The organism is Spiroplasma endosymbiont of Cantharis lateralis, from assembly GCF_964030855.1.
In the GTDB taxonomy this organism is placed as follows: domain Bacteria; phylum Bacillota_I; class Bacilli_A; order Mycoplasmatales; family Mycoplasmataceae; genus Spiroplasma_A.
In genome coordinates this window covers 393,662-411,033 of sequence record NZ_CAXIQF010000008.1, presented here as the reverse complement: position 1 = coordinate 411,033, position 17,372 = coordinate 393,662, and the positions used below count along the sequence as shown (strand labels likewise).

The window sequence follows — 17,372 nt, the reverse complement described above, 5'->3', positions numbered from 1 at the left end:
TTTATTTTCACAAAATAAATTTTATTTTATTTTACTTAATCTTCTTTCAATATCTCTTTTTTTAATTGTTTCTCTTTTATCAATTTCTCTTTTTCCCTTACCTAAAGCTATCTGCAATTTTGCCAAGTTATCTTTTAAATATAATTTTAAAGGAATTAGAGTAAGGTTCTCTAATTGAACTCTTTTTATAATCTTTTTTATTTCACTTTTGCGCATAAGCAAAACTCTATTTCTAGACGGATCTTGCTTAATGTGATTTGCAAATTCATAGTTTTTTATATTCATATTTAAAATTTCAACTTGACCTTTTCTAATAAGAATAAATGATTCCTCAATAGAAACATCTTTATTTCTAATTGATTTAATTTCTGGACCAGTTAAAACTATTCCCACTTCTCAAGTATCTAATATCTCATAACTAAAATATGCTTTTTTATTTTTTAATAATACATGCTCACCCATATTTATCACCACCGTTAAACAAGCACAAAGTCTATAATTCTTTTTTTAACATCTGCATTTTTTACTTTTATTTTTATTTTTTGACCTAGTCTAAAGATTTTGTTTTGTTTATTTACCATAATATTTGTCTTTTCTTCAAAAGTAAAATCAGGAAGTTCTGAGATATGAATTAATCCTTCTACACAATTTTCTAGTTGCACAAAAATACCAAACTTCAAGACTGCAGCAACTATTCCCTCGTACTCTTGACCAATTTTAGATTGCATATATTCAGCCATACATACTTTATTAACTTCTCTTTCGGCTGAAACTGCTTGTTTTTCAGTATCATTAATAATTCCACAAGCTTTTAAAACAAAATTTTTATTTTGCTCTAACTTTAGATCTCTTAAATCCTTACTAATTAAGTACTGCTTTAAAAATCTATGAACAATTAAATCACTATACCTTCTAATTGGACTTGTAAAATGTGTATAGCAATTACTTGCTAATCCAAAGTGACCTATATTTTCCAATTCATATGCAGCTTTTTCCATAAACTTTAATAAAGTAACATTAATAACATCTCTTTCAGTAGAATCTGTTATTTGACTTTCAATTTGAGTTAAGGCATGTTTAATCATTTTGGGATTTATTTTATCCAACTCATTTAATTTTACATTTACTCCTAAAGCTCTTAATATTGAATGCCATTCAATAAGATTTTCTTCTTTTGGAACATCATGATTTCTATAAATAAAGGGCAATTTCTTTTCAAAAATAACACTTGCTACACATTCATTTGCACTTACCATGAAGTTCTCAATTAGTTTTTCACTAATACCTCTTCCACGTTTTGCAATTTCAATTACATTAGAATCCTTATCTAATATTATCTTTGGTTCTGCAATATCAAATTCAATTGCTCCTCTATTTGATCTCTCCACATCAATTATTTCATGAAGTTCTTTTGCTGTCATTAGCATATCTATAATTTCTTCTTTAATATCTACATTTTTTTGAGAATAAAGTTCATTAACTTGTTTATAAGTTAAACGTGCTTTTGATATCATAATTGATTCATAAACTTTTTTATTTATAACATTTCCCTTTAGATCAAAATCCATTTCTGCTACCATACAAAGTTTTTCTTCATTGGGATTTAAACTACAAACTCCATTAGATAATTTTTCAGGCAGCATTGGTATTACTTTGTTTGCTAAATAAACAGAATTACCTCTAAATAAAGCTGTATTATCTAAAGGTGAAAATGGAGTTACATAATAACTTACATCTGCAATAGCTACAATAAGTTTATATCCATTATTTGTTTTTTCAACATAAATTGCATCATCTAAATCTTTGGAATCTGCACCATCAATTGTTACTAAATTTTTATTAATTAAAGAATTTGAAAGTCTTCTTTTAATTTTTTCATCTTTATAATCAATTGGTTTTGCAACCTCAATTGCATTATCTAATGTTAACTTATTAAATTCTGGTTTAATATCAAATTCATAGGCTATTGAAATAATTCTATCTATTGCCTTATTTGCATCTCCAATAATTTTTTGAATTCTTGTAAATAGTTTTCTATCTCTTACATCTAATATTTTAACTTTTACAATTAAATCTTCTTTTAATTTAAAATCTTTCAAATTAACTAATACAATTCTATAATTCTTAAATCCCGGTTCATTGGGAATAAAGTCTATAAACCTACCACAACTACTTTTTCTCATTTCTCCAATTAATGATGTTTTAGTTCTTAAAACAATGTCTTCTACATTTGCTTTAAGTCTATCATCATTTTCTTTTTGAACAGTAAAAATAACTTCATCAGATGAAATAGAACCATTAAGTGCATTTGGAGGAACAAAGAAATCATCATCTTCACTGTTTAATTCTTTTATAAATCCAAACCCTTTATCATTTATTTTTATTGACCCAATTCTATATTTTTCTCCCACAAAATAAATAACATTTTCTTTAGTCCAACCAATTAAATGCTCTTCTTGAAGTAATCTTAAAGCATCTGTAATACTTTCATATTTTCCATTAATATTATTAGTTAAATCATTTAAATGCAGTCTATCTTTTTTCTTTAACCGCTCCAATATTATATTTTTCATAAATTCTCTTTCTATTAAAAAAAACACTATTAACTTAGAACAGTGTTTGAAATAATTCCCATTACAATTGTAATTATAAATAGTGTAATTCCTAAGCTGAACATCCAAATTGATGTTGTCTTATCCATACCTCTCTCTTTGGAGTTTGAGAATAATTCATCATTACCACCATTTAAAGCACTTAATCCAGTTTGCGAGCTTTTGTTCTGTACTAAACCAACAATTATCATTAATATTGAGACAATTAATCCAAGAATTTCAAAACCTAAAATTATTTGATTTGCTAGTGTTTGTTGTGACGCTGTTCCGGCAAGTAAATTCATACAAGGCCTCCATTCATTAAGTATATAATACTACAATTGCTACAAAAAAAGAATATTTTATACATCTATCTTGCTATAAAATGGAATAATTAAGAGAATTATTCCAATAAGCATTATGAAAATTTATTATTTTCAAGTTATAATTAGTTTGGTGATAAAAAATGCAATGACTAGAATATGTATTTAAATTTTTAGAAAAGATTTTTAGAAAAAATGCTTTTAAGGCTAAATATAAAACGAAAAATATGAAAAGTCTCAATAATATTTTAAAGAGTAAAAAGTGACAAGTTATTGATATTAGAAATAGCATTTCATATAATCAAAATCACCTTAAAGGATCTATAAATATTCCTCTACTTACTTTTAATTTAAAGTATTTTAAAATATTAGATAAAAAAAATAAGGTACTTATTATTGATGAAGATTCAAGAAGTCATTTATCTATTTATAAGAGTTTAAAAGCAAAGGGTTTTAAATCATACATTCTGTATGAGGGTTACAAAAATATTAAGAATAATGCAGATTTTGATAATTTAACTAAAGTTATTGTTTATTAAAAAAAAAAAAAAAACAGAATCTAAGTTCTAAGCATATTATGTCAAGTATAGAATAGCTTTTTTATTCTATTTAGAACACCATGTTTCTCATGGTGTTTTTTCATGCTTTACCATTATTCTTTTGAAATTATAAAATTGAATATACTCCAAAACATTATTGTATACTTCTTGAAAAGAGTTCAAGTTCTTTTGATATCACTCTGTTTTTAAAGAAGAAAAAAAAGTTTCACAAGCAGCATTATCTAGTGAGTTTCCAGGTCTACTTAAAGATATAGAGATTTTATTCATCTTACAATACATCTGACTAAAAATTGATGTATATTGAAAGCCATTATCTGAGTGAATTATTAAGTTCTTATTTTTTAGCATATAGCCTTCAGCCATTTTCAATGTTCTAAAATAAATTTTATTATCATTTCTCATAGATATATCATATCCAACTATAAAGCCAGTATTAACATCTTTCATAATACTCAAATATGCAAACTTATTATAACCATAAGGCAAATATGTAACGTCCGTTACAAATAATTCACCTTTATCAAAACTATTTCATTGCCTATTAACAATATTAGGGTATTTAGAATTTCTAACTTTGATCTCTTTTGGTTTTATATTTCTCTTTATTCTAATTTTTGATCTTATTCCCAAAAGTTTCATATATTTATAAACTAATTTATTTGAAACATTGATATTATAAAAGCGCTTTAAAACTATATTGATTCTAGGATAACCATAAATATGATTATAATAATTAAATATCTCTAAAATATAATCGGCTAAAACCTCATCAAACTTATAATTAAATGAGGGCCTTTCTTTTTTTACTCACCTGTAATAACTTGATTGTGTTGTTTTAAGTGCTTTACATAAAAAAATAATTGATCAATCAGATTTATTTTTCTCAATATAGTTATACTTTAATTGTTGTTTTTTTCTCAATCCTCCAGGAACTGATTGAACTTTTTTAGTATCTCATTCTCCATTTCTAAAAGTTTATTTTTCTTTTTAAGTTCCAGAATCTCTTTTCTAAATGGGTTATTTTTTAGCTCTATATCAATTTTTTTAATTCCTGCGGTTTGTCCCTTTCTTGAAGAAATCTTCTTGAGATATTCAATTCCATATTCTTCATATCCTAAAGCTCATTTTCTTGCAGCAGAATATGAAACATTATGTTTTTTTGCTAATTTCTTTCAACTTTGTTGATTAATTGCTCAATCCTTTGCAACTTCTATTTTAGTTTCCAAAGATACCATATTTGATTTATTTCCTTTAAAATTTGCCATATAAAAAATCCTCTTCTATATAGATTATATTAGAATTTTTTTATTCTAACTCTATACATAGAGGATTATATTCACAGAATCTAAGTTCTGTTTTTTTAATACTAATCTACGTCCCTAAAAAATTCAATTGGCTCTACATTTAGTGCTTTTGCTATTTTTTCAACAGATTTTAATGATATATTTCTTTTACCTCTTTCAGTATCGGAAATATAATTTCTGTGTAGCTCTGAAGTGAAGCTTAATTCTTCCTGTGTTAATTTTGCATCTACCCTTATTCTTTTCATGTTCTTACTAAATGTTTTTATAATGTTTTTTTCCATATTTATTCTCCAATTGTATTTGCCAATTTATTTATCATTCTAAATAAATTGCTTATTCCAGATTTTGTTATTGATATATTTTTATCGTTCATTAAGACTTCCAATTCTGAAAACGATGCGTCTGGATTCTCTAATCTTATTTCTGACAGCAACTGAGCTTTAGGCGATAATTCAAGGAGAAGATTATTTTTTATAATTTTGTTAATCTCTTCTATCTGCTTTAATCCAGTCTCTGACGATTTCTGCTGATTATAGATATCTATATTTATCATTCTATTTATATTGTTACTAACATCTCTATTAATTCTTGTGTTTTCAAATTTCATAACAGAAATTGGAGCATCTATGAATTTTAGGAAATCAGAAACAGCTATAGATTTTTTAATATAGCAAACTATTTTATTTCTTTTATTTGTAGTTTTAAAGTTAAAGTGGTATTTCTTTAAAACTTTTCTAATATATTGAGCTGATTCATTTTCTTTAAATTGTAACTCTAAATGATAATTTGTAGTTTCAGGAGAATTAACACTTCCAATAGCTATAAATAGTCCAGAAATATAGGCTCGTGTTAATCCTTCTCAAGTTTTTTTAATATATTTTTCTAAATTAATTTCAATTATTTTATTTGCTAACTCTGGATGAAATATATCATTTTCTGATAAAAATTCAATGACATTTTCAGTTAGCGTAAGTTGATAACTTTTACTATTTCTAAGTTTTTGAACTTGTATAATTGATATCTCAATTTTTCCATTATATATTGTTTTTAAAAGCGAAAATACATGTCTAATAATGTTATTACTATTACTTGTAAGTCTTAAAGCAACTCCACTATTCGCATATATAATTTCACCATTATATTTTATAAAACCAGAGAGTAACATAATCTTTTGCTCATTTGTAAAAGTGTGGTTCAAAATTTCTTCTTTAACTTCCATTGCAAAAGACATATTACCCTCCTATTTTTTTTCTAATTTTTCTTTTAATTTTTGTCTTGCTTTTTCTTCTTTAATCTTGTTTTTCTCTATTTTCTTTGTTTCTATTTCCTTTTTAAACTCCTTATTATTTTCATGGTCTAAGTAGAAATATTCTTGTTCATATATAAAACCTGTAGTTCTAAATAAATATGGAAAAACAAATTGTGCCATTATTGCTACTAATAAACCAAAGAACATTGATAAACCAATTATGGTTAAAGATAAAGTTCTTTGATACATTAAGAATAAATGATCATCTGGTCTTCCTACTTCTAAAATGAATCTTACCAAGTTTCATGCAAAGAAATATGCTCCTGCTTGCACCCCCGATCTAATTAAAGTATAGTTTTCGGGGTTGTTACATTTGGATAAAAGTTTTCCTTGTTTTCATTTTCTTTTAACATAATTTTTATCATCAATTTTAGTTACTTCTGTCTTATATACTTCTATTTCTTTTTTATGATGATTTGCATATACTTCTTTTTTTCAAATATTAAATTTAGATAGTTGTCAAGCTTCATAACTAGAAAGTCCTGTAAATGATGTTTCTTGTTTTCAAGGTTTTTTCCCAAACCATTTACCAATGTTAGGTATTATAAAAGTTATTATTAGTCACGCTGCTATTAAACTCATTGACTCATATAAAAATATTGGTGACATAATATAATCTTTGCCATTTTCAAGTACTAAACCATTTAAAGTTTCGCCATCTTTTCCAGAATAAGTTCAAACCATGTTTCTTCTAATTACTTCTGGTAATCAATTTAAAGTAGTAGATTTTGAATTTCATTCTGCTAATGGTTTACCAAATATTTCATGATTGAAGAAATTTCCTCATCTTCCAATTCCCTGACCAATAAGAATATTTGGAATTATGCAATCAGTATATACCCATAATGATACTTTTGTTCTTCTACCTAAAAAATAAAATATTATCAATCCTGCCAAAGTTCCAACATAAACTCCACCATGAATTGCCATACCACCATTTCAGAAAGCAAAGAGTCCAAAAAAGCCAGAGTTATTTTGACCATAACCTGCTGCATTTAACTTACCAAAAAAACTTGCTCCTATTAAAGATACTGGAACAATTATAGCTGCTCCAATTCATAATTCAGTAAGTGAAACTCCTCTTCTATAAAGTTTTATTGCAGAAATACCGACAGCAAAAATAACTCCTAAAGTCATTGTTAGTGCATAAACATGAATAATTCCATAATCATCTCTGACAGTTCATCATTCTGTAGCTTCTTTTCAATTGTCCTTTTGTATTCAGCTATAAAACATTTTCTCAACACCTTTTTTAACTTAAATTATTTTAACATAGCAATTAATAAAAAACCTTGATAATTAATCAAGATTTTCAATATAATTTACAGCATTTTGACCCGCAATCGCTCCATCAGAAGTAGCTGTTGCAATTTGTCTAAACGGTGTATTTCTAACATCTCCCGCAACAAATAGACCTTCTATTTTAGTTTTCATTCTTTCATCACCAATAATGTGTTTTTCTTCATTTAAGATCTGAATTTGTTTTACAAAACTTGTGACTGGATAATGTCCAATAAATGGAAAAATAGCATTTACATCAATTTTTGATGTAGTATTTTCTAAAATGTTTTTTATTTTAATTAATGAGACTTTATCACTACCTTCAATACTTTCAACAACTGAGTCCAAAATAAATACTATTTTTTCATTAGATTTAGCCTTTTCCAATGTTTTATTATCCACTCTAAATTTTTTACTTCTATGAATTAAATATACTTTTGAGACAAATCTTGTTAAAAATATAGCTTCTTCAATTGCACTATATCCTCCACCAACAACTGCAACTGGCATTTCCTTATAAAAACTTCCATCACAAACAGCGCAATAAGATACTCCCTTACCATAAAGTTCAATTTCTCCAGGAACCCCCAATAAATTCTCTTTTGTTCCAGTAGCAATTACTAAAGCTTTTGATGTTAAAGTTTTTCCATTTTCTAATGTTATATTAAAGGATTCCTTTTTTTCAAAATCTTTTAAACCAGAGAACTCAAATTTTGCTCCCATTGCTGTAGCTTGCTCAAAAAAGTGCATAGCTAAATCTGGTCCTTGAATATTTGTAAACCCTGGATAATTTTCAATTTCTCCAGTTTTAATAACTTTACCTCCAGGTGCTTCTTTTTCTAAAACAAGTACATTTAAACCTGCTCTACCAGCATATATTGCTGCACTCAAACCAGCAGGTCCTGCACCTGCTATTATCAAATCATAATCAACATTAATATGATTTTTCATATAATCAACCTTCTTCCCTTCATTTTTTTGGAGCTATAAATTGTGCAAATATAATTACAGCTAACCCTAATAGCAAAAATCCTGCTAAAAATAAATAATTTAAAACCACATTATCTTTTACAGTTAACTCATAAGGATTTCTTAACTGATCAAGGATAAGTCTTATAATAGTATAACCTAAGATATATATTCCTGCTAATACTCCACTGTGAATAATTTTATAATTATTTGGATTATTTATTTCATACAGTTCTTTTGAATCACTTTTTAGAAAAACTACAAGTTGATTTTTTTCTAATTTTAATTTCTGTAATTCAACTTTACTACTTTTCTTTAATTCGCTTTTAAAGTTATAAAACTCTTGTTTTGTTATTTTATTACTTTTCAATTTAACTCTTTGCTTTTCAATTTCTTCATTATTTTTTCTAATTATAGACTGATATTTTTGTTTTGCCTTTATTGCTAATATTTTTCTTTTCTCTATTTTTTCTTGTGCTTTTTCAACTAAATCTTTTGGAGGTTCATACAATGTATAAGCTTTTTTTCAAGCTCATGATGTTGACAAATATAACTTACCATCTTTATCCTTTAAATATTCAATAGTAGTTTGTGTATTATAACTTTTTAAATCTTTTTCATAAATAGACTTAAAACTTTTATTTCATTTACATGGGAAGTTTTCTGGATCAACTTTTCATGGTTTTTTACTAATTACCTTTCATAGATTAGCAAAAACAAAAGTAATTAAAATTCAAAGAAGTAATGTGGCAAAAGATTCATACAGAAATAGAGGTTCACGAAATTGAAGTGTTTCCAATTCCGAAGATGTAGTTAAATCTTTAAAATAAAATAATCTATGTCAAATAAAATCTGGCAATCAGTTTATTTTATTTAAATCATGTACTTCTCTTCCTAATATTTCATGATTAAATAAGTTACCTCATCTTCCAATTGATTGACCTAATAATATATTTGGAACAATACAATCTGCATAAACATAAATTGAGATTTTAGTATATCTACTTTTATGTCATAGCCATAAAAATGCAGCAGTTCCTCCACAAAGCATCGAACCAAAAAAACTCATTCCAGGCTCCCAAAAGAAAATTAACATATATAACTTCCATTGATCTCCTGATGATCCTAATTTTCCAAATATACTTGCTCCAATAATTCCTACAGGTAGCGATATGTATATTCCATTCATAAAGTCTTTTAGTGGAATTCCTCTTTTATATAATTTGAAAGCAGAAACAAATATTACACTTAAAATACCAGCAACAACTAAAAGAGAATATAAAAATGATAGTGAGTCAGATTCATATGGAATCTTTTCTCCATTTTCTCAAATAATATTAGATAAAAAGCTAATCATTGTTAAACTTAATTGCTCTTTCACTTAATATTTCAGTTTCATCTTTATAAAGTCCACTTTGTTTAATTTTTAATTTAGCAACCGCTGCTTCAATTATATTTGGAATATTTCTTCCTGAAGAAACAGGAATTTTAATATAAGGAACTAAAACCCCTAATATTTCATATGTTGCAAAAGAAGTACCCAATCTCTCTGAATCATCAATACCATTTTTTTTAAATTGTGTTAATTCAATAACAAGATCGATTTTTGTTTTTTCTAAAATAACTTGATATCCATTTGTTTGTGAAACATCCACTATACCAATTCCTCTAACTTCAACTAAATTTTTTAATATTTCATGGCTTTTACCATATAATTCATTTGACTTTTTAGTAATAACTATTCTATCATCACCTACAAATAAGTGATTTGTTTTTACTAAGTCTAATGTAATTTCTGATTTCCCTATTCCTGATTCTCCAATTAATAAAACACCCTTACCAAAGATATTTACACAAGAAGCATGTACTTCAACTACAGGTGCGAAATAGTCATCCATAAACTCAAGAACATTTTGAGTAAAATCACTTGTTGATTCTGTTCTAGTTCTCACAAGTAAAGAGTCTGTCTCTTTGGCAACTTCAATTGCTAAATTATCTTCAAATTTATCTGTAAGAATTATCAAAGGTATATTTCTTGAAAAAAGCTTCTGATATCTTAGTCTTCTTTCTTTTTCTTCGAAGTTCATAATATACAAATATTCCTTTGTAGACATAACAATTATTCTATGAGACTTCTCTCCACTTTCAAAGTAACCAGTTAGTTCTAAACCTGCTCTATTAATTCCATAGACATCAATTTGATTTTCCAACTTATTTTGACCTGAAACTACTTTTAGTTTAAATTCTTCAATTATTTTTTTTGCATAAAGTTTACTCATTTTTTTACCTCAATAGTAATTATATCTAATAAATTAATTAAAAAATCTAGATTTAGTAATCTAGATTTTTTAATAAGTATTCCGTTTTAAAACACCATACAAACTCAGTATTTCAGCTTTTTAACATTTTTCTTATAGGTAAAAATGTTGAATAAGTAAAGGAAATATAAATTGGTAAAGTTATTGGTAACTTAATTAATTTAGCTGCAAAATCAACCCAAGCAGCATTTCCTTTTCAAGACATCATTCAAATTTGATTTAATATTAAACTTTGAAAAATATATGCTACTGAATATAAAATTATTACTTTTAATAATATTCTATTTTGTGCTCTTGTTAAGAAAACAAGAGATCCAAAAAATGCCAAAACACATTTACCAAACATATAACCACCATGATAACCGTAACTGCTAGGCATGACAATTGCCATTAAGGTATCTGTACAAATTGCAGAAATAACTCCACATAATGGACCAAATAAAAGACCTATTAGAAAGATAATTCAATCCCCTAAAGCTATATGAATATTTCCAAAAATTGGTGGAAAATTATAAGTGAAACCTGTCAATACTGCACTACAAGCTGCAAATAATGAAATTACAGTTAAGTGCTTTAAACTAATTTTTTTGAAAGTGAAATTTTCTAATGCCAAAGCGCACAATAGAATACCTAGGACAAGAAATATGGCTGCAATATTTGTATATAAATATAAAGACATTTTACTCCTCCTCCATTCATTTATATATTAATGGAATAAAGTATAGACTTCCACAAACTAATATATTTTTATGCCTATTTTCTTTAAGAAAATCTTTTCAATCTTTGACAATTGTAAAATCTGTAAAATCTTCTTTATTTATTTTTCAAGATTTTTTATGATCAAATTCTGTTAAATAAATTTTTCTATCTCTCTTTTTTAAGCCTTCCAATATTTTCTTATAGTCTTTACCTTCACTTGCACCAAACAAAATTATAAGGTCTTTAATTTGTTTTATTTGTTTAGATAGTTTTAAAGCTCCATCATAATTATGACAACCATCAATAATAAAAATTGGATCTTTCTTTAATAGGCTATACCTACCAAGTGGAGCTTCTTCAAATGAATTGATTGTAATACCCAAATAATTAAGTAGTTCAATAGCTAATCCTTTATTAAAACTTTGAAAATATATCGGGTCAATAATTTTTTTTGTAAAGAACTTTGGATTATCATTTACTTTTTTAATAATTTTTTTATATTTTATATTATCTGCACTTAAAAATATTTTGACATTCTCTTTTGCAATAGTTAATTTTTGATAAATAATTTCTTCGATTGTATATCCCAAAACTTCTTGATGATCCATACCAAGAGAAGTTACACAAACTGCCAATTGTTTTTCAAAAACACTTGTTGAATCTTTTAAACCACCAATTCCTGCTTCAATAACAGCTATATCAATTTTTAATTCATAGAAATATAGAATTGCAATAAGTGTTCAAATTTCAAAAAAAGTTAACTCATATTTTTTAATTAACTTTTGGTTTTCTGCAAGCAGCCTTTTTAAGTTTTCATCAGAAATCATTTCACCATTATATTGAATTCTCTCATTTTGATTTAAAAATGCAGGTGATATAAATAGGCCCACTTTTTTAAACTTGGTTTTTAGACCATTGAAAATAAATTGTGAAGTTGATCCTTTACCATTTGTTCCTACAACATTAATAACATTAAAACTATTTTGAGGATTACCAATATCTTCTAATAATTTTTTTAAATTATAGTTCTTTTTAAAAATTATTTCAGAAGGTATTAAATTTTCTTCGACACTAATCATTTAAATACTCCTTTAAATATTTGGCAGTAAAACTGTCTTTATTTTCAATTATTTGTTCTGGTGTACCAGTAGCAAGAATAGTTCCTCCTCCGCTTCCACCTTCAGGACCTAAATCAATTACATAGTCTGAAACTTTTATAAAATCAAGATTATGTTCAATTGTCAAAACTGTATTTCCTTGATCAACTAAAATATTTAGAACACTTATTAATCTTTTTACATCATCAATATGTAAACCTGTTGTTGGTTCATCTAATAAAAATAAAGTTTTTCCAGTTTGTCTTTTTAATAAGAAAGTTGATAATTTAACTCTTTGTGCTTCTCCACCAGAAAGTGTTGTTGCATTCTGTCCTAATTTTATATAACCAAGACCTACCGCTAGTATTGTTTCTAACTTCTCTCTAATTTTAGGAATATTTTCAAAAAAATCATGAGCTTCTTGAACAGTCATACTTAAGACATTTCAGATATTTTTTCCTCTATATTTTATTTGAAGAGTTTCTTCATTATATCTTTTTCCATCACATATTTCACAAACCACTTCTACATATCCAAGAAATTGCATATCAACACGAACAACACCATCTCCTCAACATGAATCACATCTTCCACCAGGAACATTAAAACTAAATCTTCCTTTTTTATAACCCCTAATTTTAGACTCGGGAATCTCTGTGTAAAGATCTCTAATATCATCAAAAACAGATGTATATGTTGCTGGATTAGATCTTGGTGTTTTACCAATAGGATCTTGTGATACATAAATTATTTTATCAATGTTTTCTCAACCTTTCATTGATTTATATTTACCTGGACGAATTAATTCTTTGTTTATTTCTTTTTTTAATCCTTTATAAATAACTTCTTCAACCAAAGTTGATTTTCCACTTCCACTAACTCCTGTAACTGAGATAAATTTACCTAATGGAAGAGTTACATCAATATTTTTTAAATTATTTTCACTAGCACCCTTTATTTCAATTTTTAAGCCATTACCACCTCTACGTTTTTTTGGGGTAGGAATTGATAATTGCTTAGATAGATATTTTCCTGTTAAGGAATTTGGATTTTTACAAATATCTTCATATGTACCTTGTGCTGTAATATTTCCACCTTCAACTCCAGCACCAGGCCCAATATCAACTATTCAATCTGATGCTTTCATTGTATCTTCATCGTGTTCTACAACAATTAAAGTATTTCCTAAATCTCTTAGTTTTTTTAAGGTAGTAATTAATTTATCATTGTCTCTTTGATGTAAACCAATTGAAGGTTCATCTAAAACATAAAGAACTCCTGATAATTTTGAACCTAATTGTTTTGCTAGTCTAATTCTTTGAGCTTCTCCTCCAGAAAGAGTTGTTGCACTTCTAGAAAGTGTTAAGTAATTTAAACCAACTTCATTTAAAAAACTAATTCTTGAAACAAGTTGATTTAAAACAAGACTTGCAATTTTTGCTTGTTGCTCATTTAAATTTAAGTTTAGTAGGAAAGTTAATTCCTCTTCAATAGTTAATTCTACAAAGTCAGCAATTGAGATGTCATTAATTTTAACACTTAATGCAATGTCATTTAATCTTTTTCCCTTACAAGTTTTACAAACCTTTGACATCATATATTTTCCATAATATTTTCTATTATCTTCTGATTTAGTTTCAATATATTTTCTTTCAATAATATTTGCAATTCCTTCAATATAATCAAAAGCTCTTAATGTATTTCCACTAACAGTAGTAATTTTAGTTTCAATTGGTTCATCACTTCCATATAAAATAACATTTATTTGTTTTTCATTTAATTTATTTATTTGTGAATTTATATCAATTAAATAATAATCACAAAGTAACTTAAATTTTTGTCATTCTATGTTTGTTGAATCAACAATATTTTTATAATATAAAATACCACCTTCACGAATAGATAATGAAGGGTCTGGAATTATCAGACCTGGATCTGCTTCTAAATTAACCCCTAAACCTGAACAAGTTTCGCAAGCTCCATTTTTTTTATTAAAAGAAAATAGATTAGCTTCTAAGTTTGGAATTGAAAAACCACATTCACTACAAGAATATTTTGTTGAGAATAATTTTGTTTCATTATTTCTCTTTGGATAATAAATTTTAATAAGACCATTTGAGTATCCTAACCCAACTTCTATTGCTGAATAAATTCTTGATTGAAGTTCTTCATCTCCTGCTTTAAAAATTAATCTGTCTACAACAATATCAATATTATGTCTTTTATTTTGTTCTAATTGAATATCTTCTTCAAGATTTCTTACTTCGCCATTTATTTGAACTCTTAAAAAGTTTTCTCTTTTTAATTTTATAAAGAGATCTTTATGAGTTCCTTTTTTATCTCTTATAACTGGAGCTAAAATAAAGATTTGATCTTCTTCTTTTGTTTCTTTTTTTAATGTCTCTATAATTTCTTTAAGAGATGATGTTTTAATTGGTCCATGACCGTTTACACAAAATGGAGTTCCAATATTTGCAAATAATAATCTAAGATGATCATGTATTTCTGTTGTTGTTCCTACAGTTGATCTTGGATTATGACTTGTTGTTTTTTGATCAATTGAAATAGCAGGACTTAAACCTTCAATTTCGTCAACGTCAGGCTTTTCTACAGATTTTAAAAATTGTCGTGAAAATGAAGATAATGATTCAATATATCTTCTTTCACCTTCAGCATAAATAGTATTAAAAGCTAGTGACGATTTTCCACTACCAGATAAACCTGTAAAAACTACAAGTTTCTCCTTTGGAATTTCTATATCAATATTTTTTAAATTATGCTCTCTTGCTCCTTTTATAATAATTTTTTTGTTCATAATAACCTTTACCCTTCTGCTTGTAACTCTAAAATAAGATCTCTAAGTTCAGCTGCCTTTTCATAATTTTGTTCTTTTGCAACACTCAACATTTGTTTTCTTAAATCAGAAATTAAATCTTCCTTTTTCTTTTCTTTTTCTTTTTTCTTTAGTTTTTTTAATTCATCAACTTTGTTTCTAATATTTGAATCAGAAATAATATCTGTAATTTTTTTGATAATAGTTTTTGGAGTAATTCCATGAAGTTCATTATATTCTTGTTGAATATTTCGTCTTCTATCAGTTTCTTCAATTGCTTCTTTCATAGCAGGAGAAGTTGAGTCTGCATAAAAAATTACACGACCTTCAGAGTTTCTAGCAGCTCTTCCTATTGTTTGAATTAAACTTCTTGTATTTCTTAAAAATCCTTGTTTATCTGCATCAAGAATACAAACTAAACTTACTTCAGGAATATCTAAACCCTCTCTTAATAAGTTAACACCAACAATAACATCATAAACACCTTTCCTTAAATCAGTTAGTACTTGATTTCTTTCCAAAGTTTTTAATTCTGAATGTAGGTAAGCTACTTTTAAATTTCTTGATTGTAAGTAAGTTGTAATATCTTCAGAAATTCTAATTGTAATTGCAGTTATAAAGACCTTTTGTTTTTTTGCAACTACTTTATTAATCTCATCTACAATATCATTCATTTGATTAATAGTTGAGCGAATTTCAATTTGAGGATCTACTAATCCTGTAGGTCTAATGATTTGTTCAATTACATCATTATTAACTAAATCAAGTTCATACGGACCTGGGGTTGCAGATGTATAGATTACATTTTTTAATTTACCTGCAAATTCTTGAAACTTCAAAGGTCTATTATCAATAGCACTTGGCAATCTAAAACCATGTTCAACCAAAGTTTCTTTTCTACTTCTATCAGTATTATACATAGCATTTAGTTGAGGAATCATCATATGAGATTCATCTATAATAGTTAAAAAGTCTTCACCAAAATAATCAATTAAAGTAAATGGTGGAGTACCTGGAGTTCTAAAGTCTAAGTGAGGTGAATAATTTTCAATTCCACTACATATTCCAAACTCACTCATTGTTTCCATATCATATTTAGTTCTTTTCATTAATCTATCTGCTTCAATAAATTTCTTTTGATCTTGAAATCATTGAACTCTCTGATTTAATTCTTTACCAATATTTTCTACAACTAATTTCATTTTATCAAAGTTTGTAACATAGGCTGCAGCTGGATAAACTGTAAACATTCTAATTTTTTCTAAAACCGTATTATTTAATACATCTATCATTTCAATTGCTTCAATCTCATCTCCAAACATTGAAATTCTAATATGATATTTATCAGTTCAACTTGGTGCAATTCTTATAACATCACCCTTTGCGCTAAAATAACCCATAGCTAAATCATTTTCGTCTCGAGTATAACCTGTTTGAACAAGAAAAGTTAATAACTCTTTTTTAGATAAAACTTGACCAACTTCTAATTCAAAAAAAACATCTCCGTACTCTTTTGGATCTTGTGTTGCATAGATACATGCAACAGATGCAACTACTATTGTATCTCTTCTAATCATTAAAGCATTCATAGAACTTAGTCTCATCATTTCTAAATCATTATTTCTTTTTGCATCTTTATCTATATATAAATCTCTTGATGGAATATATGCCTCTGGCTGATAAAAGTCGAAATTGGAAACATAATATTCAACTCTATTATTTGGAAATAGCTCTTTTAGCTCAATATACAATTGCATTGCTAATGTTTTATTATGAGCTAAAACAAGTGTTGGTTTATTCATTTCCTGAATTACATTTGCCATCGTGAAAGTTTTTCCTGTTCCTGTTGCACCCATTAAAACTTGATGTTTTACATTGTTTTTTAAGCCAGAGATTAACTTCTTAATTGCATTAGGTTGGTCTCCATCTGGTTTATATTCTGTAACTATACTAAATTTTTGATTTTTACTTTCCATATTATTACCTCTTTAATAAGACCTAAAAAATCTAGAGATTGGCCCCTAGAAATAATATTGCCTAGCAATATTTTACATAGATTAATTAAAAAAACAAGACTTTTGTCTTGTT

16 protein-coding genes are annotated in these 17,372 nt (G+C 26.6%); 1 reads left to right on the top strand and 15 read right to left on the bottom strand.

From position 1 onward, the window contains the following. Window positions 1-21 precede the first annotated feature (21 nt). Genes smpB through secG form a run of 3 tightly spaced genes read right to left on the bottom strand, consistent with a single transcriptional unit; the run spans window position 22 to window position 2,896 of the window. Window positions 22-462: an SsrA-binding protein SmpB gene (smpB, locus tag AAHM99_RS04210; RefSeq protein ID WP_342275452.1), complete on the bottom strand. Its 441-nt coding sequence runs from the start codon at window positions 460-462 to the stop codon at window positions 22-24. A gap of 14 nt (window positions 463-476) precedes the next feature. Continuing rightward, a complete protein-coding gene (gene rnr, locus AAHM99_RS04205) occupies window positions 477-2,573 on the bottom strand; it encodes a ribonuclease R (RefSeq protein WP_342275451.1) in 2,097 nt (698 codons plus the stop codon). A 29-nt stretch (window positions 2,574-2,602) separates the two neighbouring features. After that, entirely contained in the window at window positions 2,603-2,896 is a 294-nt protein-coding gene (gene secG, locus AAHM99_RS04200) for a preprotein translocase subunit SecG (protein ID WP_053945765.1), read from the bottom strand. 161 nt (window positions 2,897-3,057) lie between these two features. On the opposite strand from secG, the gene AAHM99_RS04195 reads away from it, so the two are divergent. Next, a complete protein-coding gene (locus tag AAHM99_RS04195; protein ID WP_342275450.1) occupies window positions 3,058-3,453 on the top strand; it encodes a rhodanese-like domain-containing protein in 396 nt (131 codons plus the stop codon). Between the two features lie 66 nt (window positions 3,454-3,519). On the opposite strand, the gene AAHM99_RS04190 is transcribed toward AAHM99_RS04195, so the two are convergent. From AAHM99_RS04190 to uvrB, 12 genes are all read right to left on the bottom strand, one after another. Continuing rightward, a complete protein-coding gene (locus tag AAHM99_RS04190) occupies window positions 3,520-4,395 on the bottom strand; it encodes an IS3 family transposase (protein WP_342274829.1) in 876 nt (291 codons plus the stop codon). After that, window positions 4,374-4,739, bottom strand: coding sequence for a helix-turn-helix domain-containing protein (locus AAHM99_RS04185; RefSeq protein WP_342274828.1), 366 nt, complete (start codon window positions 4,737-4,739; stop codon window positions 4,374-4,376). The genes AAHM99_RS04190 and AAHM99_RS04185 overlap by 22 nt, the downstream gene beginning before the upstream one ends. 101 nt (window positions 4,740-4,840) lie before the next feature. Then, on the bottom strand, window positions 4,841-5,059 hold the full coding sequence (locus AAHM99_RS04180; RefSeq protein ID WP_339029844.1) for a helix-turn-helix domain-containing protein: 219 nt from the start codon (window positions 5,057-5,059) through the stop codon (window positions 4,841-4,843). A gap of 2 nt (window positions 5,060-5,061) precedes the next feature. Further along, window positions 5,062-6,009 carry a DNA-binding protein WhiA gene (gene whiA, locus AAHM99_RS04175; protein ID WP_342275449.1) on the bottom strand — a complete coding sequence of 316 codons (948 nt, stop codon included), beginning with the start codon at window positions 6,007-6,009 and terminating at the stop codon, window positions 5,062-5,064. A gap of 9 nt (window positions 6,010-6,018) precedes the next feature. After that, window positions 6,019-7,323: a prolipoprotein diacylglyceryl transferase gene (locus AAHM99_RS04170; protein ID WP_342275448.1), complete on the bottom strand. Its 1,305-nt coding sequence runs from the start codon at window positions 7,321-7,323 to the stop codon at window positions 6,019-6,021. 63 nt (window positions 7,324-7,386) lie between these two features. Beyond that, window positions 7,387-8,319 (bottom strand): thioredoxin-disulfide reductase, encoded by a 933-nt coding sequence (gene trxB / locus AAHM99_RS04165; RefSeq protein WP_342275447.1) that lies wholly within the window; start codon window positions 8,317-8,319, stop codon window positions 7,387-7,389. Continuing rightward, window positions 8,303-9,718: a prolipoprotein diacylglyceryl transferase gene (locus AAHM99_RS04160; RefSeq protein WP_342275446.1), complete on the bottom strand. Its 1,416-nt coding sequence runs from the start codon at window positions 9,716-9,718 to the stop codon at window positions 8,303-8,305. Before AAHM99_RS04160 ends, trxB begins: the two co-directional genes overlap by 17 nt. After that, on the bottom strand, window positions 9,687-10,616 hold the full coding sequence (hprK, locus tag AAHM99_RS04155) for an HPr(Ser) kinase/phosphatase (RefSeq protein WP_342275445.1): 930 nt from the start codon (window positions 10,614-10,616) through the stop codon (window positions 9,687-9,689). The genes AAHM99_RS04160 and hprK overlap by 32 nt, the downstream gene beginning before the upstream one ends. Before the next feature lie 52 nt (window positions 10,617-10,668). Then, window positions 10,669-11,334 (bottom strand): folate family ECF transporter S component, encoded by a 666-nt coding sequence (locus tag AAHM99_RS04150; protein ID WP_342275444.1) that lies wholly within the window; start codon window positions 11,332-11,334, stop codon window positions 10,669-10,671. 1 nt (window position 11,335) lies between these two features. Continuing rightward, window positions 11,336-12,433: a bifunctional folylpolyglutamate synthase/dihydrofolate synthase gene (locus tag AAHM99_RS04145; protein ID WP_342275443.1), complete on the bottom strand. Its 1,098-nt coding sequence runs from the start codon at window positions 12,431-12,433 to the stop codon at window positions 11,336-11,338. Beyond that, entirely contained in the window at window positions 12,426-15,269 is a 2,844-nt protein-coding gene (gene uvrA / locus AAHM99_RS04140) for an excinuclease ABC subunit UvrA (protein WP_425288807.1), read from the bottom strand. The genes AAHM99_RS04145 and uvrA overlap by 8 nt, the downstream gene beginning before the upstream one ends. Before the next feature lie 5 nt (window positions 15,270-15,274). Beyond that, entirely contained in the window at window positions 15,275-17,260 is a 1,986-nt protein-coding gene (uvrB, locus tag AAHM99_RS04135; protein ID WP_342275441.1) for an excinuclease ABC subunit UvrB, read from the bottom strand. Window positions 17,261-17,372: the final 112 nt, after the last annotated feature.